The organism is Parafrigoribacterium humi, from assembly GCF_040227205.1.
Taxonomy (GTDB): Bacteria; Actinomycetota; Actinomycetes; order Actinomycetales; family Microbacteriaceae; genus Parafrigoribacterium_A; species Parafrigoribacterium_A humi.
This window is the reverse complement of record NZ_JBELOA010000001.1, coordinates 588,106-606,734: the sequence shown is the minus strand read 5'-3', so window position 1 is coordinate 606,734 and position 18,629 is coordinate 588,106. Positions and strand designations below refer to the sequence as shown.

Here is an 18,629-nt window from a genome sequence, read left to right as displayed (position 1 = left end):
ACCGCCCCTGCTGTAATGGGGGATGCTCCTGTTTCCCGTGTTCGCGTCCTGCGCCTACGAGGTTCCGGTGTGCAACGACACGAATTCTTCCGTGTTTCTCTCGGGTGACAACGCCTGGATCGGGATGCCCGTCATCGCAGGGCTCATCGTGCTCGTCGTCATCGTGGCGCTGCTGCGCCGTCGGAGGCGGTAGCGCACATCCGGACCCATCCGATTGCGGCAAAGTGCGGGTGTGGCGCGGCGAGCACCCACCATTTGCCGCAATGCGGTGCCCGGGGTGACACGAGTGCCCGCGCGCACGAAAAAGGCCGCCCCGGAAGGCGGCCTTTCGCGATAAAGGGAGGGGCTAGCGACGCAGGATGGCCAGCATGCGGAGGATCTCGAGGTAGAGCCAGACGACGGTGACCATGATGCCGAAGGCGGCGGTCCAGCCGTAGATGCGGGGGGCGCCGCGCTTGACGCCGGTCTGGATGCTGTCGAAGTCGAGGACGAGCGAGTACGCTGCCATGATGACGACCAGGATGCCGAGAAGGAAGCCGAGCGGAATCCCGAAGATCTCGACGCTGCTGCGCAGCCCGAACGCATCCGAGTTCACGCCGGTCGCCATGAGGATCACGTTGATGACCGAGAACACCAGGTAGCCCACCATCGCGATGAGGAAGACCTTGGTGGCCTTCTTCGAGGCGCGGATCTTGCCGCTTGCGAACAGGGCGAGCGTCACGCCGACCACGACGAGGGTTCCGATCACGGCCTGCACGGCGATGTTCGGGTAGATCGACTCGAAGAAGCTCGTGATGCCGCCGACGAAGACTCCCTCGACGGCCGCGTAGCTGAGCACGAGCACCGGTGACGGCTTTTTCTTGAAGATGTTGACGAGGGCGAGCGCGAAGCCGACGAGGGCCGCGGGCAGGGCGAGCGCCGGGAGGAACCATCCGACGGCCGCACCGACGAGCAGGATCGCAAAGCTCGAGACGATCTTGATCATCACGTCGTCGTAGCTCATGCGGTTCGTCTCTACCGCCGTCGCAGAGGGCTGGCTGTAGAGGTCGGTGAGCTGCTGGGCGGTCATGCCGCTGTTCAGCTCAGGGGACTTGAGCTCCGCCGCCTTCGAAGCACGGGCGGAGAACGCGGGTGAGTTGTTGAATGCGGGGTTTGAAGAAGCCATGGGGCCAATCTAGCGTGCGGATGCCGGTTCGTGGCTGGGTGTTTGCCCGCTGTTCGCTAGGAGCCGAGCGAGCCACGCGGAGCCCACCAGCACCGCGCTCGCCACGGTCACCACGACGGCCCCGTGACCGTACTGCGGAAAGACCTGGCCGAGCACCACGCCGGCGACGAACGGCGCCAACAGCACGAGATAACAGCGCGCCGGGCGCTGGCGCACGTAGAGCCAGCCGGCAAGCGGAACGACGAGGGCAGCGGATGACGGCCCGCCCGTCAACAGGACGAGCATGACCAGGGCGCTCGGCAGCGACATCCAGAACCTGCGCCATCCCCGTCCAGGCAGGATCCACCAGCCGAGCAGGTGGGCGGTCAGGCCCGCGTACAGCAGATAGGTCGCATAGGCGGACGCCGCCTGCGCGAGCAGGCCCCCAGCCACGAGAAGCGTGAGCGCCGCGGTGTACCTGGACCGGTAGCCTCCCCAGCGCAGGGGGAGCAGCGAGGTCGGCTCACGCCATCCGTCGCGCGGTGAGGCGTCAGCCACGCGCGCCGAAGACGAGGATCGCGAGGTAGACGATGAGAACCACACCAGCGGTCGACAGGCCGATGGTCACGACCAGCGGCACGTCGATCCTGCGTCTCGACGGGGCGCCGTCGGAGGTGTGGAAAGAGGGGATGCTCTCCTCCGTGTATTCCTGACTCGTCGCGACCGACGCGTAGCTCGGGTACCTCTCCCGTGACTCCGCAGTGGCCCTTCCTCGACCCTGCAGCGACTGTCGCCGGGGAGGCAAATCGCGAGAGAGCAGGCTCTCGTCGTCGGCGAACTGCTCGTGCGCGAGGTCGTTGATCGACGGGGAGTGGGCGAACGCCGGTTCGAGTGCCGAAGCAGGCTCGGGAGCTGGCTCGGATTCGACCTCGGGCTCGCTGTCCATGTCGCGAGCGGATGCGCCCGGTGACGGAAAGACCGGAACCGGGAGCACGGGCTCGCGGGCGATCGACTCGTCGTCTACGTCGTCATCGGTGAGTTCGTCCTCGGCGGCGGCGGGCGTCGGCGGGGCGAACGGGGACCGGGCCCGACGAGGCGCGCCCGCAGCGGGCCCCCCTTCGGCGGTGTCGACCTCGACCATCTTGTCGGTATCGACCGCCTCGTCGGTAGCGACGGCCGAGGCCTTCGTCACGGACGCGGCTGACGGCGCAGCGGTGGGTACGGCTGCTTCTGCGGCGATGGGCTCGTCACGGGTTCGGCGTGCGGCGCCCGCGGGTACAGGCGTGCCGCACATGATACAAAATTTCCAACTCGGGTCGAGCTTTGCCGCGCAATTCGCGCAAATCTCCATGAAGAGCAGAGTACCAACAGTAGTAAGGGCAAAGTAAGAACAGTAATGGTGCCATCGCGTAGCGTGATGACATGAAAGAACTCGCGCCGGGGCATCCGATGGTGATTGCGCATCGCGGCGCGAGCGGATATCGACCCGAGCACACGAGGAGCGCCTATCTCCTGGCCCTGGAACTGGGGGCGGATGCCGTGGAGCCTGACCTCGTCTGCACGAGCGATGGAGTGCTCGTCATCCGGCACGAGAACGAGATCTCCGGGACCACGGATGTCGCCTCGAGACCCGAGTTCGCCGACCGCCGAACGACCAAGGCCATCGAGGGTGAGAAGCTCACGGGCTGGTTCACCGAGGACTTCAGCTGGGCAGAGCTGAGCACCCTGCGTGCGCGAGAGAGGCTGCCGAAGCTGCGCCCGCACAACCGCGAATTCGAGGGTGACGACGGCATCCTGCGCTTCTCCGATCTGCTGCAGATCCTGGATGCCGCCCCGCCCGTGGCCGACACCGGTCTCCCCGTTGGCCTCGTCGCCGAGATCAAGCACGCGAGCTACTTCGAATCGATCGGGATGCCGCTCGACGAGCTGTTCGTGGCGGAGCTCGCACGCGCGGGCTGGGACGACGACGCGCGGCTGACGGTCGAAAGCTTCGAGACGACCGTGCTCGGCAGGGTCCGCGACCGTGGCATCCGGGCACGGTATGTGTTCCTGCTCGAGGCATCCGGGGGTCCGGCCGACCGCCCGGGGAGGAGCTATGCCGACTACCTCACTACACAGGGGTTGGCGGCGCTCGCTGCGGGCGACGGCAGTCCGCGGGTGGATGGCATCAGCGTCGACAAACACCTGTTGCTGACGGATGCCTCGGGTCGTGCGAACGCCGCTGAGCTGGTCGACCGCGCGCACGCTGCCGGGCTGACGATCTTCTGCTGGACTCTCCGGGCGGAGAACCGCTTTCTCGCGAGGGAGTTGCGGATCGGCGCCTCGCCCGCGGCCCACGGAAACTGGCGTGAGGAGTTCGGACTGATCCTGGGCTGCGGCGTGGACGGGGTCTTCGCCGACCAGCCAGATCTCGCGCTCGAGGCGCGCGCTGCGCTGTAATCCCGTCTTTCCGTCCCGCGCCCCTCCCCGGTCTCGTCCCAAATGAAGGCGTTTCAGTCGCGAGCTGGCTCGAAGCCCCGTGAATCCGACGCGGCATCCGACGGATGCCTTCATTTGGGAGAGGAAACGGAGTGGGCGGCGGGCATGCACGAGGGGGGACAGACGGCGGATGCGGGAGCGGCGGATGCGGAGAGCGGCGGATGCGGGAGCGGCGGATGCGGGAGCGGCTCCGCCTTGAAGTGGTCGCCCCGGGTGACCGCGGCGAGTATCGCGCGCTCGACCTCGGGCCAACGATAGATCACCTGGTTGTAGCTGAAACGCAGGACGATGTAGCCGAGGGCCGTGAGCTGGGCATCGCGGGTGCGGTCGGCCTCGAAACGCTCCGGGTCGATGTGATACTCGGCGCCGTCGATCTCCACGACGAGCCGCCGACCGATGAGGAAGTCAACGCGCTTCCCATCGATCCACACCTGAAGCCGCAGCGGGAGCTTGTGCGGCGCCAGCCAGAACCGGGTAACCGACTCCGTGCCGCTCTCGCACACTCCGTCCGCAAGGTTCAGCACTCGGGATCGGCTGGGCATCCCGGCTATCAGCTGGTGCCACTGGGCTGGAGTGATCAGGGTCGATTCCCCCCAGTGTGCCGGCCGACGGAGAGCGCTGTCTGCAATGGCAACCGCGTACTCGGGCGGCTGGCATCGGATGACATCCTCGAGGCAGGCGATCGGATCCATCAGGAGGCGCGAGCCCGCTGCCGTGTCGAGATGCCAGTGAGTCGTCACATCATGGGGGTATTCGGTCAGTCTTTGCCGCATGTCCTTCGCGGTGCGCAACCGGCAGTCGTTGTGCTCAACAATGACGTGGAGGTTCTCGTGGGGCGGGAGCCACAGTCCGTGCAGGGCAGCGCCGGAGATGCAGCCAAGCCTGCCGCCGACTCTGGCGGCGTGAAGGAGTTGCGGGTGCACATCCGGCGTGCTGTACCAGCCTTGTCGCACACGCTGGACATCGCCGCGGGCGACGGCGTTCCGAAGTGCTTGCCTGCCGAACCCGGCCGCGTGGAGCTCGTGGGTTGCAGCGAGTCGGCCGCGTTCGCGGATCGTACGTGCCAAGGAGTTCATCCGTCGAGGATGTCGTCCGTTCCGGTTCCGCGGCACCAAAGTCAGAATTCTGTGTATACCGGCCTCGTTTCCTCCCCGGTGCAGGAGCGGATGCCCCTCCCAAATGAAGGCATACGCGGGCACTGTTCACAAGCTGGCGGGGCACAGCATCCGTCTCCAACCGGAATGCCTTCATTTGGGAGAGGAACCCGCGCGGGCGGCCCGGGGTCGGAGGCGCAGCCTAGAATTGGGCAGACATGACCTTCATCCTTGAGCCCGGTGCGACCGCCGAATCTCCTCTCCTCGATGGCCTCAATCCGCGCCAGCGCGAGGCCGTCGAATACCGGGGCCCCTCGCTGCTCATCGTCGCGGGCGCGGGCTCGGGCAAGACGAGCGTGCTCACCCGCCGCATCGCGCACCTGATCGAGACGCGGGATGCCTGGCCCAGCCAGATCCTCGCCATCACCTTCACGAACAAGGCCGCGTCGGAGATGCGCGAGCGGGTGCAGTCGCTGCTCGGGCAGTCGGCGGAGGGCATGTGGATCTCCACCTTCCACTCCGCTTGCGTGCGCATCCTTCGCCGCGAGGCCGAGCACTTCGGCTACAGCAAGAGCTTCACCATCTACGACTCGGCAGACAGCAAGGCGCTCGTCAAGCGCATCATCAAAGACCTCGACGCAGACAGCTTCGGCTTCACCCCGAGCAAGGCCCTCGGCAAGATCTCCAAGCTCAAGAACGAGCTGCACGACGTGGAGTCCTACGCGCGCGATGCGAACTTCGCCGACCCGGCAGAGCGGGTGTTCCTCGAGATCTTCCGCGAGTACACGCGCAGCCTCACCCGAGCGAACGCCTTCGATTTCGACGACCTGATCGGGCAGACGGTCTACCTGTTCCGCGCATTCCCCCAGGTGGCCGCGCTGTACCAGCGGCGCTTCCGGCACATCCTGGTCGACGAATACCAGGACACCAACCATGCGCAGTACTCGCTCATCCGTGAGCTGACCAAGATCCCGCGCACCGAACTGCTCGAAGACGCGGTCGGATTCGACGGGCAGCCGCTGCGCGATCCAACAAGGGCGCTCGACGCCCCCTCGCTCACGGTGGTGGGCGACAGCGACCAGTCGATCTACGCGTTCCGCGGGGCCGATATCCGCAACATCGTCGAGTTCGAGCGCGACTTCCCCCGCTCGAAGGTCGTGCTGCTGGAGCAGAACTACCGCTCGACCCAGAACATCCTCGATGCCGCGAACTCGGTGATCTCCAACAACTTCGACCGCAAAGACAAGAAGCTGTTCACCACGATCGGCTCGGGCGACAAGATCGTCGGATTCACCGGGTACAGCCAACACGACGAGGCACAATTCGTCGCGGATGAGATCCAAACCCTGCGCGAGTCGGGCGTCAGTTACAAAGACGTCGCGGTCTTCTATCGCACCAACGCGCAGACCCGTGCGCTTGAAGAGATCTTCATCCGCTCGGCCTTGCCCTACCGGGTGCTCGGCGGCACCAAGTTCTACGAGCGCGCCGAGATCAAGGATGCACTCGGCTACCTCACCGCCGTCGCGAATCCTGCAGACCCGCTCGCGCTCCGCCGCATCATGAACACCCCCAAGCGCGGCATCGGCCCCGCCACGGAGACGGCGCTACAGAGCTACGCCGACCACAACGACATCACCCTGCGCGACGCCATGCGGCACGCGGATGAGCTGGGTCTCGGCCCCAAGGTGACCGGCGCGATCAGGGGGCTGGTAGCGATTCTCGACGAGGTGGGTGCGACCGTGGACCCGCCCGGCGGCACCCCTGCACCCGCGGCGGACATCCTCACCGCACTGCTCGAACGCACCGACTTCATCGCCTCGCTGCGTCACACGGGCGATGCGCAGGACGAGGCGCGGGCTGAGAACGTGGAGGAACTCGTCTCCGTGGCGAAGGAGTTCACGAAGAACAACCCCGAGGGCACGCTGCTCGACTTCCTCACCGAGGTCTCTCTCGTCGCCGCGGCGGACGAACTGGATGACTCGAGTGGAACCGTCTCGCTCATGACGCTGCACACGGCGAAGGGCCTGGAGTACGAGGCCGTGTTCCTCACCGGTGTGGAGGAGGGGCTGCTGCCGCACCAGATGTCTGCGTCGGAGCCCGGCGGTATCGCGGAGGAACGCCGGCTGTTCTACGTGGGCATCACGCGTGCGCGCAGGAAGTTCTACTTCTCGCTCGCCATGACGCGCTCGCAGTTCGGCGAGGTGAACGTGGCGATGCCGAGCCGCTTCCTGCAGGAGATCCCCGCTGAGCTCATTGACTGGCGACAGTCACCGGGGATGGCGAACTCCCGCAATGGAACGCAGCCTCGCGCGCTCAATGCGCGCAGGGGCAGCTTCGGTGCGGAACTGGGCTCCGGCAGCGGATCGGGCTACGAGAACGGCGACTCCGGGCCGGGGGCGGTTGCGCGGGCGAGGGCCGCGCGCAACGCAGCCAAGCCGAAGACCGAGTGGGCGAACCGCGTCACGGGCACGGTGCGCGACAACGGCGACCTGACGCTCGCGGCGGGGGATCGCATCCGTCATGTCGACTTCGGTGACGGGCGCGTGACCGCGGTCACCGGCGTCGGCCCGAAGAGCGTCGCCGAGGTGCAGTTCGACAGCGTGGGACGCAAGCGCCTGCTCATCAAGATCAGCCCGATAGAGAAGATCTGACGGATCAGTAGCGGTAGACCGTGGTCGCGGTGGGGACGCCGCGCGGTCCGTACGGCGCCTTCTCGAGCCACGCCGACGCCTCCGCGTCCTCGGGGGCACGCTCTGCTGCGGCCTCGAGGCGCGCGATCATGGCTGTGTCTGGGCGCAGGTGCACGAGCGCCTCGCTCGCGGCGTTGCAGTTGAACTGCGCGGCACTGCGCCTGGCCAGGCCGAAGGACTCGACCGCGGCCTTCGCCATCGCGGGGTTCGTCGCGCTCAGGGCGGAGTTCACCGCGAGTGCCGCCACCTCGGCGTCCGGGATGCCCGAGTTGAGCCCGCGCGCGCCGAACGGCGCGAACAGGTGCGCGGCCTCGCCCACGAGGAGCACGCGCCGCGCCGGGTCGGAGAAGTCATGCGCGATCAGTTGCATGAACTGGTACGTCGACACCCACGAGATCTGCTCGGCGTAGGCGGGCGGCATGACCTCGCGCAGCCACTTCTTCACCGTCTCCTCGTTGCTGAAGTCCTCGGGGATGTCTCCCGGCTTCAGCTGCAGGTCAACCCGCCAGCCTCCCGCGAACGGCACCATGAGCACGTTGCGTCCGCCGACGGCCGGATGCGCGTAGTGGAAAACGCGCTCGATGGGCAGCGGTGCGTCGGGCAGCTCGCGCACGTCCACGACGACGTACCAGCCGTCGTCCTTGTCGCCCTCCATGCGCGCGCCGATCTGCTTGCGCACGGGAGAGCGGGCGCCGTCGGCGCCGATCACGTACTGTGCCTCCCAGCGATCTCCGCCCGCGGTCTCGAGGGTGACGCCGTCCTCCTTCGACACCGCGCCGACGACCTCCTGGTTCCAGGCGAACTCGATGCCCGCGGCCTTGGCGGCTTCGAGCAGGTGACGCTCGATGTGAACCTGCGGCAGGCTCGTGAAGTGGGGGTAGGTGCCGGGCGCCGGGTCGGGATAGGTCTTGGCGTAGACCTCCTTGCCCGCGTACAGCGTGCGCTGGGTGTTCCAGTACAGCCCGTGCGAGCTCAGCGTCTTCGCGAGGCCGGGGCTCAGCCGGTCGAGCACCGCGAGGCTCGCGCTGTGGGTGAAGATCGCGCGGCTCCCGGGGCGCTCCCGGTCCGCGCCACCGGCTTCGAGCACGGTCACGTCGCGGCCGAGCGCGTTCATGGCCAATGCGGCGGTGAGGCCGACGGGGCCTGCTCCCACGATCAGGGTTTCACGGGTGTTCGTTGACATGAGGCTCCAAGGGTTCGATGTTCGCGGATTATTCGGTGACGATGAGGGCGTCGAGGATGAGCGTCGCGCTCTTGGTCACCCGCACCGGGTTGAGGTCGATCTCGGTGATGGCGTCGTCGCCGGCGATGAGGCCACCGACCGCGACGAGGATGCGCGCGAGCGCCTCCCGATCGACGGGCGGGGCTCCGCGGTGGCCGGCGAGGATGCTCGCGGGCAGGTCGTCGATCGCCGCACGCGCCTCGGACTCGGCGAGGGGTGCCAGGCGCAGAACCGGCTCTCCGCCGAGTTCGACGTCGACTCCGCCGAGCCCGAGCAGCACAACCGCGCCGAAGGTGTCGTCGCGAATCGCTCCGACGATCAACTCGGTGCCGGACTCCGCCTGCGATTCGAGAAGGTAACGCCGGGGGCTCTCGCCCGGAATGCGGTCGATCGCGGCGATGGCGAGGTCGAGTTGTTCGCGCGTGCGCACGCCCACGTGCACGCCGCCGACATCCGACTTGTGGGAGATCGAGGCGTCGAGCACCTTGACGACGACGGGTGCTTCGAGTTCGGCGAACGCCATGGCCGCCTCGGCCGGGCTCGTCGCGACCCTGCGCTGCGGCGTGACAAGCCCAAGCGAGTCGAGCAGGGTCTTGGCCTGGTTCTCGTCGGGCATGGTGCCGACACTCGCGGCCGAAGAGCTGCGCGGTGCCGTGACTGCCGATGCAGCCGACGTATCGAGCAGGCGCTGCCGGGCACGGGCATCCGCGACGACCGCGGCGACACCGCGGGCCACGCCGTCGGGACTCGTGAACATCGGGATGCCCGCGGCCGCGAGTGAGGCACGCCTCTCGCGCATCACCGTGCGCGGCCCGCCGCTCGCAAACAGCACGGGAGTCTCGAGGTCGCTGAGTGCCTGCGTCGGATCGAGGGTTCCCGGCTCGTCGAGGGCGTAGACCGCGAGCACGTCGACGGCCTCGTCGTGGGCGACGGCTTCGAGCACGCCGCGGAAGGTCTCGGATGGCCGCCCGGTGTCGACGGGGTTCTGCTGGTAGGTGAGCGGGGGCAGCAGTCGCGAGAGGGCGGACGTGGTCTCGGTGGCAAGGGTGGGAACGCTGACCGCGGCACCAGCGAGGGTGTCCGCGATGACCAGGCCGGGGCCCGCCTGGCCCGTGACCACGCCGACGCCGGGGTTCGCTCGCGCGGGAAGGCGCACGCGCGAGAGGGCGGTGAGGGCGTCGATCATCTCGGCCGGGTCGTCCACGATCACAGCGCCGGCCTGGGCCAGGGCCTGCCTGGCCAGCCGGTAGGAGCCGGTGAGCGCGCCGGTGTGCGAGCGGGCGAAGTCGCCGATGTCGCTCTTGCCCACCTTGAACGCCACGACGGGCTTGCGTTCCGCGGCGCGACGCACGGCGGCAGCGACCGCCCGTCCGTCGCCCACCCCCTCGATGTGCAGTCCGATCGCCGTGGTGGCGTCGTCTTCTGCGAGGAAGTCGAGCACGTCGGTGAAGCCCACGTCGACCGCGTTGCCGAGACCGACGCCGAGCCGGAGTCCGACATCCGCTTCTGCCAGCATGAACGAGAGCGCGAGGTTCACTCCACCGCTCTGCGCGACGACGGCGGTGCCGCCGGGGGCGAGCTCGGCAACGCTCGGCATGAAGTTGGCGCAGACACGGTCGATCGGGTTGATGAACCCCGAGGTGTTCGGGCCGAGCAGGCGGATACCGCCGGCCGTTGCCGCCTCGACCACCCGACGCTGGATGTCCGCGCCCGCGTCCCCGCTCTCGGCGAAACCGCCCGCACAGATCACCGCCGCGCGCACTCCGGCCGCCGCGCACTCCTTGAGCGCGGCCGGGACTGCCTCCGGGGGAACCACGAGCACGGCGAGGTCTGCACCATTCGGCAGCTCTCCGACGCTCGCGTAGGCCTCGTGGCCGAGGATGCTTCCGCCGCGCGGGTTGACGGGCAAGAGCTCGCCAGGAAAGCCGGAGAGCGACTGCATCATCGCGTAACCGGCCTTCTGCTCAGACGCGCTCGCGCCGATCACGGCGATGCGGCGCGGGCTGAACAGGGACTCCAATCCGCCGTCGGTCATGCGTTCTCGCCTCCGTGCAGCACGGTCGCACCGGGGCGGTTCCCGTAGAGGATGCCGCCCTCGTCGGTCACGCCGACCTCCAGCCGTCCGAGCTTCTCGATCTCGACGACGACGCGCTGCCCCGCCGAGAGCGGGCCGACGCCCGCCGGTGTTCCCGAGGCGATCACGTCGCCGGGGTGAAGGGTCATCACCGAGCTCGTGTATGCGACGAGCTCGGCCACGGTGAAGATCAGGTCGCGCGTGTTGGCGCTCTGGCGCAGCTCGCCTCCGACCCAGCAGCGCAGCTCGAGGGCATCGGCGTCGCCGACCTCGTCTGCCGTGGTGATCCAGGAGCCGAACGGCGCGAAGGTGTCGAACGACTTTCTCGTGGAGCGATCCTCGGTCGAGCGCACGCTGATGTCGAGGATGGGGGCGTAGCCGAAGACGTAGTCGAGCGCGTCCTCCGCGCTCACGCGACTCGCTGTTCTACCAATCACGATGGCGAGCTCGCCCTCCTGATCGGTGCGCATGTCCGTGTAGGGTAGGCGGATGTCGTCGCCGGGGCCGATCACCGAGGTGTTCGCCTTGAGGAACATGCCGTACTCGACGATCGTCTTGAGTTCGCTCATCTCGAGCTTGTGGTCGAGGTAGTTCACCGGGGCGCCGATGATCTTGCCCGGGCGCGCGATGGGGGCCGCGAGTCTCGTCGACGACAGCGCCGCGTGCGGCAGCGAGGAGAGGTCGAGCGATTCCAGAGCGGATGCCGTCCCTCCGTTCTCGAGAAACGCGAGCAGCGGGCCGCCGGGGCCGACCGGCCCGAGCGCGACGGCGTCAGTGATGTCGACGACCTCGTCTTCTCCGCCGGTGCCGGTGAGACTGCCCTGTCCGGTAAGTATGGCGACCAGTCGTGCATCAACCGTTGTGGCTAACTTCATGCTGAACCTCTTCCGTGAAACTTTCAATCAATGACATTATCAACGACGGTCGCCTTTGTGAATGTCTATTTTGCGATCGTACGCATCGGGCCGGCCGCACTCCTCGGCCCCGACCGCAGCAGTGCGGTGTCGTGGGTCGAGGGCGGCGGTCATGTCGCGGAACCGCGCAGTGCGTCTCGCAGTTCGTCAGGCAGGGGGGAGGGGCGCCCGTCGTCGTCCACGTTCACGCAGGCGATCGTGCCCTCGAAGTAGAGCTCGCCCTCTCGGGTACCGCGCCACTCATACACGATCGAGGTCGTTCCGACCGTGCCCGCCGTGATCTCGATCTCGAACTCGTCTCCGAACCGCAGGGGCCGGTGGTAGCGGGCCGAGACCTCGCGGCGTGGGAACGTCGTGAGGCGCGTCGCCCCCACCTGGCGCAGCAGCGAATACTCTGCAGACTCAGCCCAGCGGAAGACCGCCGTGAAATGGATGCGTCCACCGGCGTCGGTCTCGATCCATTCGACGCGCCTGCGCTCGCGGTAGACCGGGCGCCCATCGTTCGCCGCAACGGACTCAGTCATGGCCTGCTCACTCCAGCGGGGGAAGCGTGATTCCGGAGGACTGCTGGTGTCCGGCGAAGGTCACCGGCCACGCGGCATCGATCGCCTCGGGGCTCCAGCCGCCCTCGCGGTATTCGAGGGCGATCTCGGTCGAGTGCGAGTAGATCGAGAGCTTGTCTCCGCCGATGCCGATGGCCTGGCCGGTCACGGAGGCCGAACCCTCAGAGGCGAGCCAGACGACGAGCGGTGCGACATCCTCCGGTCCGCCCAGGGCGTGCTCCTGGCGTACCTGCCTCGGCAGCGGCTCGCCGGCCTCGTAGGCCTTCACGACATCCGTATATATAGGTATCGTCGCCGTCATAGCGGTGAGCGCCGTCGGCACGACCGCGTTGACGGTGATGCCCGCGCGGGCGAGCTCGAGCGACCAGGTGCGCGCGAAGGCGACGATCCCGGCCTTGGCCGCGGCATAGTTCGTCTGCCCGAAGTTGCCGAACTGACCCGCGGGAGATCCGATCAGGATGATCCTGCCGCCCTCGCCCTGCTCGCGCATCGCGATCGCGGCGGCGCGACCCATCGTGAAGGTGCCGCGCAGGTGAGTCTGGATGACGAGGTCGAAGTCGTCGTCATCCATCTTCCAGAGCACCTTGTCGCGCAGCACGCCCGCGTTGCTCACGAGGATGTCGAGGCGACCGAATTCGCCCAGTGCCTTCTGCACGAGCGCGTCTGCCGTCTCGGTCGGACCGACCGGGGCGATGACCGCGACGGCCTTGCCGCCCGCGGCGGTGATGGCGCGAACCGTCTCGTCCGCGGTGTCCGCGCGAACGTCGTTGACCACGACGGATGCGCCCGCGTCAGCGAGTGCCTCGGCGTATGCACGACCGAGCCCCTGCCCGCTTCCCGTGACGATGGCTACCTTGCCGTCAAGAAGGCCGCTCATGCGTAGTACCTCACGACCATGGTCATGACGCAGGCAGGCTTGGTCTGGCCCTCGACCTCGAACGTGACATCGAACTTGGCCTGGACTCCGCCGGGAACCTCGGACGCCTCGCTCAGCTTCACGCTGACCCTGATGCGCGAGCCCACGGGGACGGGTGCGGGGAAGCGCAGCTTGTCGAGACCGTAGTTCACGCCCGTACCGAGGTCGGTGACCTCGAAGACCTCGGCCATGAGCGGCACGACGAGGGAGACCGTCAGGTAGCCATGCACGATCGTGGTGCCGAACGGGCTGCGAGCGGCCACCTCGGCGTTGATGTGGATCGGGTTGTGGTCACCGGTGAGGTCGGCGAACCTGTTCACGTCCTCCTGGGTGATCGTGCGCCAGCTCGAGGTGCCGAGCTCGGTTCCCACCAGGTCGTGGATGCCCGCAATCGTTGTCTGTACTAGTGCGGTGGGTGCTTCAACGGTCACTATCTTCTCCTTGGATTGCTGGTGGGCGCGTGCTCACTCAGTGTTTGGCTGGCTGCGCACGCGATGGCGTGCCTGGCGGTCATCCGTCGACCCGCACGATGATCGCACCCGCGGCGTCTCCGGCTGCGCATCCGCTGAACAGGCCGACGCCGCCACCGCGGAGCCGAAGGGCCTCGATGAGTTCGGTGATGGCGCGAACGCCGGTCGGCCCCTGCGGGTGCCCCCAGATGAGAGATGAACCGTAGATGTTCATGCGCTCGACGGGGTAGTCCAGTTGCTGTGCGAACCACAGGTCGTTCACGGTGAACGGGTTGTGGGTCGTCACGAGATCGATGTCCTTCATGGTGAGCCCGGCGTCGTCGAGCGCGCGCTGGGCTGCTCCGACCGGAGCCTTGCCCATGTAGGCGGGCTCTGCCCTGGCGAATCCGGATGACAGGATCTGCGCGGTTGCGCCGCCACCGAGTTCCCTCGCGCGGCCTTCGCTCGCGACGATGACGCCGGTCGCACCGTCCGCCGGATAGGTCTGCGAACCGAAGGTGACCACGCCACCCTCGCGCCCCGGCTTGAGCCGGGCGAGGCCCTCCGCGGTCGTCGGGTGGACGCCGTAGTCCTCTTCCAGCCAGGTGTCGCCCTTGCGGCCGGGGATGCGCACCGGCACGAAGTAGCGACGGTGGAACGCGCTGTCGTTGGCGAGTGCTGCCTCGTACTGCTCGTAGCGAAGCAGGGTGAGGTCGTCGACCTGGCTGCGGCTGAAGCCGCCGTCTGCGGCCGTGTTCTCCGCGGTGTCGTTCATGCTCTGTCCCGTTGTCGGGTCGAGCTTCATCGGATCGTTCACCCAGTGCTCGAGCACGGGCGCCGCGCTGGGGTTGGTCTGGCTCGCGAACACCATGAGTGGACCGTTGCTCGTGCGGTCGGTGAGCACGCCGATCGTCGTCTCGTGCGCCCCGAGTTCCACCTGCGTGGCGAGGTGTTCGACCACCGCAGCGCCGGTGGCGCAGGCGCGGGAGATCCACGGGCCGGAGTAGTCGCCGGCGCCGAGCTTGCGGGAGATGAGGGTGACGCCGAAGAAGCCGGTGGGCTGCGGAACGGTGCAGCCGAGCGTCCACTCGGTGATCTCAGAGGCCGCGAGGCCTCGGGCTTCCAGGGCTCGACCGGTCACGTCGACCGCCATGTCGAGGCTGTTCAGGTTCGCGAGCGGACCCTGCCACTTCGAGAACGGCGTCGACCATGCAAAGCCGAGCGGGATGTGTGCATTGCTGAACCGCATTGGTCCTCCAGGGTCCTCGTCGATGATCCGGCAGCTCCGTCGGATTCGCGCGAGACAGCGTTACATTATCAGGTTTCCTGAGAATGCTAGAGCCTTTACCGGCAAATTTCCAGCACGCCATCAGCGGGCCAGAAACGATTGACTTTCTCAACCATAGATTTTACGGTGTAGCTATCCGGGCCTGTGTCGGGCCGATATTCTTACCGGGCGGCCAGCGTTGGCTGTCGTGAAGGGTGGTGCGTTCGATGTTGAACCAGGGACTGGGTTCGTGGATCCATCGCCGTCGGCCGAAGTCCGGCCCCAAGGCTGCAGTGATCTTCGACGGCGTCGAGATCAGCTACGCGCAGCTCAGTTCACGCATCGACCGGCTGGCCGTCGCACTGCGACAACGCGGTGTCGAGCCCGGATCCCGGGTCGCATTCCTGGGCGAGAATCACCCCGCATTCCTCGAGACCTTCTTTGCCGCGGGCACCCTCGGCGCAATCTTCGTCCCGCTCAACACGAGGCTCGCGCCCCCCGAGGTGCAGTACGCGCTGAAGGACGCGGGCAGCACCGTCCTCGTTCACGCGGAGAGCCTGACTGGACTCGCGATCGCCGGGGCCCGCGAAACCGCAGTCGGGCGCCGGATCGTCGTCGCCGACGGGCCGCGCAGGCCTGCGCCCGCCGGGGTCGACGCCACGGAGTCGCCCGACGTCATCGTCGAAGCACTGGATGCCGTGATCGGTTCGACCGCCCAGGAGCGCCTGGACGTCGCGGTGTCGCTCGACGACCCGGCGATGATCCTCTACACCTCAGGGACCACCGGCTCCCCGAAGGGTGCAGTGCTCACCCACGGCAACATCACCTGGAACTGTTTCAACGTGCTCGTGGACTACGACTTCGTGAGCACCGATGTCGCGCTCATGATCTCACCGCTGTTCCACGTCGCCTCCCTCGACATGGGTTTGCTGCCCACGCTCCTCAAGGGCGGCACCGTCGTTCTCGAACCCCGCTTCGATCCGGCCCGTGCGCTGACTCTTATCGAGAAGTACCGCGTGACCTCGCTCAGCGGCGTGCCGACGACCTTCCAGATGCTGTGCGAGCATCCCGACTGGGCCACGACGGATATCAGCTCGCTCGAGAAGCTCACCTGTGGCGGGTCGGCCGTGCCGATGCGCGTGCTCGAAGAATACGAGCGACGAGGCCTCGCGTTCTCCGGCGGCTACGGCATGACCGAGACCTCGCCGGGTGCGACGAGCCTCTCGCCGGAGAAGAGTCGGGAGAAGGCAGGCTCCGGTGGCCTCCCTCACTTCTTCACCGACCTGCGGATCGTCGACGCCGATGGCCGGGTGCTGCCGCCGGGCGAGTCCGGCGAGATCCAGCTGTCTGGCCCGAACGTGATCAAGGAGTACTGGAACAAGCCAGAGGTGATCTCCGCGTGTTACGTGGAGGGCGTGTGGTTCAGGTCGGGCGACATGGGTCACGTCGACGACGATGGCTATCTGTTCATCGCGGACAGGCTCAAAGACATGATCATCTCGGGCGGGGAGAACATCTACTCTGCCGAGGTCGAGCAGGCCGTCTCGGAGCTCGAGGCGGTCGGAAGCGTCGCGATCATCGGTGTCCCCGACGAGAAGTGGGGCGAGGTGCCGATCGCGATCGTCACCGTGCGAGACGGTTTCACGCTGGAGCCGGATGAGGTGCGCAATTACCTGGACGGCAGGATCGCGCGGTACAAGATCCCGAAACGCGTCGAGATCGTCGCGGAGCTTCCGCGCACCGCGAGCGGCAAGATCCGCAAGGCGGAACTCCGCAGGCTCTACCCGGCCTAGTCCGCGAAGGCGATTCGGCGCAGCAGCGATCGAAGCTGCTGCCGTTCGTCGTCGTCGAGCGGCGCGAGGGATTCGCTTTCTGCGTCGCGAACGATCGCCCGCGCCTCTCTGTAGAGTCGCTTGCCCGAGGCGGTCGCGCAGATGCCCTTGGACCGTCGATCGCTCGGGTTGGTCTCGCGGCTGACGAGGCGGCGATCCTCGAGCTCGTCCACGAGCGCCACGACCTGGCTCGGATCGAGCACGAGGAACTCCGCGAGCTCGCGCTGCGAGGGTGCCTGCTCGCTGCAGGCAAGGGCCAGCACGGAGTACGAACGCACCTTCAGCCCAAGCGGAGCGAGTGCGGTATTGGCTCGTGTGATTCCCACAGAGCGAGAGCGTGCCGTGAGGAACTCGATCTCGTGGGCCAGCTCCGTCGCCTGGAGCTCGCTCGCGCCATTCATCGCCTTGACGGCGGCTGTCTGGCCGGCTCCATCAGCGGCGCTGCGTTGGTTCGAGATTGTCCACTCCGTGGGTTCAGTCTCCGGCGCGGCCGGAAACGGTTGCTGGCGTAGGTGCTAATCGTTGAGTTCTTCAAGGATATAAGTTTTCACGGAGTTTGGGAGTGTGAATCGCGCGGAGCATCGTGACGATGCGGCCGGATCGTTGTCGAATCGCCATTGACAGACTCGCGCGGATGCGGTCATAATCCACTAACAGGTTTCCTGATAATCAAGTAACCTGAAGGTCACATCCCTCCCGAAGCACCCCTGGGATTCGAGATTCAATGGCGAATATTGGAGTTGCAATGAAGCACAAAGGTTTACTCACAGCAGCCGTCCTGACGACGGCACTGGCCTTGGCCGGGTGTTCAACGACATCCGGTAACACCGGCACATCCAGCAAGAAGGCCGAGACCGGCCCGATCACGATCGGCATGGTTGTCCCGCTGACCGGACCGTATGCACCGCTCGGCACCGGTGACAAGGCCGCAGCCGAACAAGAGGTCGCGACCATCAACAAGGCCGGTGGCATCGACGGCCGCCAGGTCAAGCTGATCGTGAAAGACGACAAGACGGATGTCACCCAGTCGGTGACGGAGTTCAACCAGTTGGCCAGCGACAAGTCGGTATCGGCGATCCTGTCCTCGTCGTTCGCGAGTGCATCCGCCGCCACTGCCCCTAGCGCGGCGACGAACCAGATCCCGATGCTCGCGCTCAGCCCGATCAGCGTGCTGGCCGACGGCAGCAACAAATGGGCGTTCACGGTTCCCGCGACCCCCGAGGTCTACGCACAGGCCATGGTCGACTACTTCAAGGCGACCGGCGTGAAGAGCATCGCCATCGGCTACGCCGGTGGAGACGTCTACGGCCAGACCGGTAACGACGCGACCAAGGCTGCGGCGAGCAAGGCTGGGGTCGACATCGCGCTGGACGAGGCATACGACCAGACGGCGACTGACTTCTCGGCGCTCATCACCCACGTGCAGAACTCCAAGGCCGAGGGCCTGCTGGTCTGGGGTGCTGGTCCCGCTCCCGTGATCATCACGAAGCAGATGGCCGCCAAGGCACCGGACATCCAGGTGTACATGACCGGTGCTGAGGCATCGACCCTCTACGTGAAGCCTGCGGGCGCAGCGGCCGAGGGCGTCATCATGGCCAGCAGCATCGCCGTTCCGAGTGACCAGCTTCCCGCCGGACCGCTGAAGACCAAGATCGACGCGTTCGTCACCCCGTGGAAGGCTGCGAACGACGGTGTGAACCCGCCGCAGTTCGCCTTCGACGGACTCACTGGAATCCAGCTGGTCAAGGCTGCCATCGAGAAGGCCAAGTCCAGCGACCGCGGCGCGATCCGCGATGCGCTCGAGTCCCTCGACGTGCTGATGCCCGCAGGACGCTACAAGTACTCGCCGACCAACCACGCAGGACTGACGACGGATGCCGTCGCCATCGTCGAGGTCAAGGATGGCAAGTTCGTGGCAACCGACTACTCGCTCGGCCAGTTCAAGACGAACCTGCCCAAGTAACGCAGTCGGCCACCTCACAAGGG

The 18,629-nt window shown here is 66.9% G+C and carries 17 protein-coding genes and 1 pseudogene; 5 read left to right on the top strand and 13 right to left on the bottom strand.

Going from position 1 to position 18,629, the window contains the following annotated elements; genetic code table 11:
• Positions 1-22: 22 nt before the first annotated feature.
• A complete protein-coding gene (locus tag ABUA28_RS02885; RefSeq protein WP_349902431.1) occupies positions 23-193 on the top strand; it encodes a hypothetical protein in 171 nt (56 codons plus the stop codon).
• 153 nt (positions 194-346) lie between these two features.
• Here the strand turns inward: ABUA28_RS02885 and ABUA28_RS02880 are convergent, their stop codons facing one another.
• The 4 genes and pseudogenes from ABUA28_RS02880 to ABUA28_RS02865 all read right to left on the bottom strand — a co-directional run.
• The gene (locus ABUA28_RS02880; protein WP_349902430.1) at positions 347-1,165 is read right to left on the bottom strand and encodes a Bax inhibitor-1/YccA family protein; all 819 of its coding nucleotides are present in this window, start codon (positions 1,163-1,165) and stop codon (positions 347-349) included.
• Positions 1,166-1,174: 9 nt separating this feature from the next.
• Complete coding sequence (locus ABUA28_RS02875; protein ID WP_349902429.1) at positions 1,175-1,702, bottom strand: hypothetical protein; 528 nt, start codon at positions 1,700-1,702, stop codon at positions 1,175-1,177.
• Positions 1,695-2,336 (bottom strand): hypothetical protein, encoded by a 642-nt coding sequence (locus ABUA28_RS02870; RefSeq protein WP_349902700.1) that lies wholly within the window; start codon positions 2,334-2,336, stop codon positions 1,695-1,697. Before ABUA28_RS02870 ends, ABUA28_RS02875 begins: the two co-directional genes overlap by 8 nt.
• Positions 2,337-2,426: 90 nt before the next feature.
• Positions 2,427-2,495 (bottom strand): annotated as a pseudogene (locus ABUA28_RS02865) (zinc-ribbon domain-containing protein); the annotation flags it as partial.
• A 71-nt stretch (positions 2,496-2,566) separates the two neighbouring features.
• Between ABUA28_RS02865 and ABUA28_RS02860 the strand changes: the two are divergent.
• Positions 2,567-3,583 (top strand): glycerophosphodiester phosphodiesterase family protein, encoded by a 1,017-nt coding sequence (locus tag ABUA28_RS02860; RefSeq protein WP_349902428.1) that lies wholly within the window; start codon positions 2,567-2,569, stop codon positions 3,581-3,583.
• Positions 3,584-3,693: 110 nt separating this feature from the next.
• On the opposite strand, the gene ABUA28_RS02855 is transcribed toward ABUA28_RS02860, so the two are convergent.
• On the bottom strand, positions 3,694-4,698 hold the full coding sequence (locus ABUA28_RS02855) for an endonuclease domain-containing protein (protein ID WP_349902427.1): 1,005 nt from the start codon (positions 4,696-4,698) through the stop codon (positions 3,694-3,696).
• Between the two features lie 236 nt (positions 4,699-4,934).
• Between ABUA28_RS02855 and ABUA28_RS02850 the strand changes: the two genes are divergently transcribed.
• Positions 4,935-7,367 (top strand): ATP-dependent helicase, encoded by a 2,433-nt coding sequence (locus ABUA28_RS02850; protein WP_349902426.1) that lies wholly within the window; start codon positions 4,935-4,937, stop codon positions 7,365-7,367.
• Positions 7,368-7,371: 4 nt separating this feature from the next.
• Here the strand turns inward: ABUA28_RS02850 and ABUA28_RS02845 are convergent, their stop codons facing one another.
• The 7 genes from ABUA28_RS02845 to ABUA28_RS02815 form a co-directional block, all read right to left on the bottom strand.
• Entirely contained in the window at positions 7,372-8,589 is a 1,218-nt protein-coding gene (locus ABUA28_RS02845; RefSeq protein WP_349902425.1) for an FAD-dependent monooxygenase, read from the bottom strand.
• 28 nt (positions 8,590-8,617) lie between these two features.
• Complete coding sequence (locus ABUA28_RS02840) at positions 8,618-10,663, bottom strand: acetate--CoA ligase family protein (RefSeq protein ID WP_349902424.1); 2,046 nt, start codon at positions 10,661-10,663, stop codon at positions 8,618-8,620.
• Entirely contained in the window at positions 10,660-11,577 is a 918-nt protein-coding gene (locus tag ABUA28_RS02835) for a fumarylacetoacetate hydrolase family protein (RefSeq protein ID WP_349902423.1), read from the bottom strand. Before ABUA28_RS02835 ends, ABUA28_RS02840 begins: the two co-directional genes overlap by 4 nt.
• A 149-nt stretch (positions 11,578-11,726) precedes the next feature.
• Entirely contained in the window at positions 11,727-12,140 is a 414-nt protein-coding gene (locus tag ABUA28_RS02830; protein ID WP_349902422.1) for an acyl-CoA thioesterase, read from the bottom strand.
• A gap of 7 nt (positions 12,141-12,147) precedes the next feature.
• On the bottom strand, positions 12,148-13,056 hold the full coding sequence (locus ABUA28_RS02825) for an SDR family NAD(P)-dependent oxidoreductase (RefSeq protein WP_349902421.1): 909 nt from the start codon (positions 13,054-13,056) through the stop codon (positions 12,148-12,150).
• A complete protein-coding gene (locus tag ABUA28_RS02820; RefSeq protein WP_349902420.1) occupies positions 13,053-13,526 on the bottom strand; it encodes a MaoC family dehydratase in 474 nt (157 codons plus the stop codon). The genes ABUA28_RS02825 and ABUA28_RS02820 overlap by 4 nt, the downstream gene beginning before the upstream one ends.
• A 79-nt stretch (positions 13,527-13,605) precedes the next feature.
• Complete coding sequence (locus tag ABUA28_RS02815) at positions 13,606-14,793, bottom strand: thiolase family protein (protein ID WP_349902419.1); 1,188 nt, start codon at positions 14,791-14,793, stop codon at positions 13,606-13,608.
• Between the two features lie 245 nt (positions 14,794-15,038).
• Here ABUA28_RS02815 and ABUA28_RS02810 point away from each other — a divergent pair, with 245 nt between their 5' ends.
• Positions 15,039-16,604 (top strand): acyl-CoA synthetase, encoded by a 1,566-nt coding sequence (locus tag ABUA28_RS02810; protein WP_349902418.1) that lies wholly within the window; start codon positions 15,039-15,041, stop codon positions 16,602-16,604.
• Here the strand turns inward: ABUA28_RS02810 and ABUA28_RS02805 are convergent.
• Positions 16,601-17,044, bottom strand: coding sequence for a MarR family winged helix-turn-helix transcriptional regulator (locus ABUA28_RS02805; RefSeq protein ID WP_349902417.1), 444 nt, complete (start codon positions 17,042-17,044; stop codon positions 16,601-16,603). The two genes, ABUA28_RS02810 and ABUA28_RS02805, sit on opposite strands and share 4 nt — an antisense overlap.
• 344 nt (positions 17,045-17,388) lie before the next feature.
• Here ABUA28_RS02805 and ABUA28_RS02800 point away from each other — a divergent pair, with 344 nt between their 5' ends.
• The gene (locus ABUA28_RS02800) at positions 17,389-18,606 is read left to right on the top strand and encodes an ABC transporter substrate-binding protein (RefSeq protein WP_349902416.1); all 1,218 of its coding nucleotides are present in this window, start codon (positions 17,389-17,391) and stop codon (positions 18,604-18,606) included.
• The last annotated feature ends 23 nt before the right edge of the window (positions 18,607-18,629 follow it).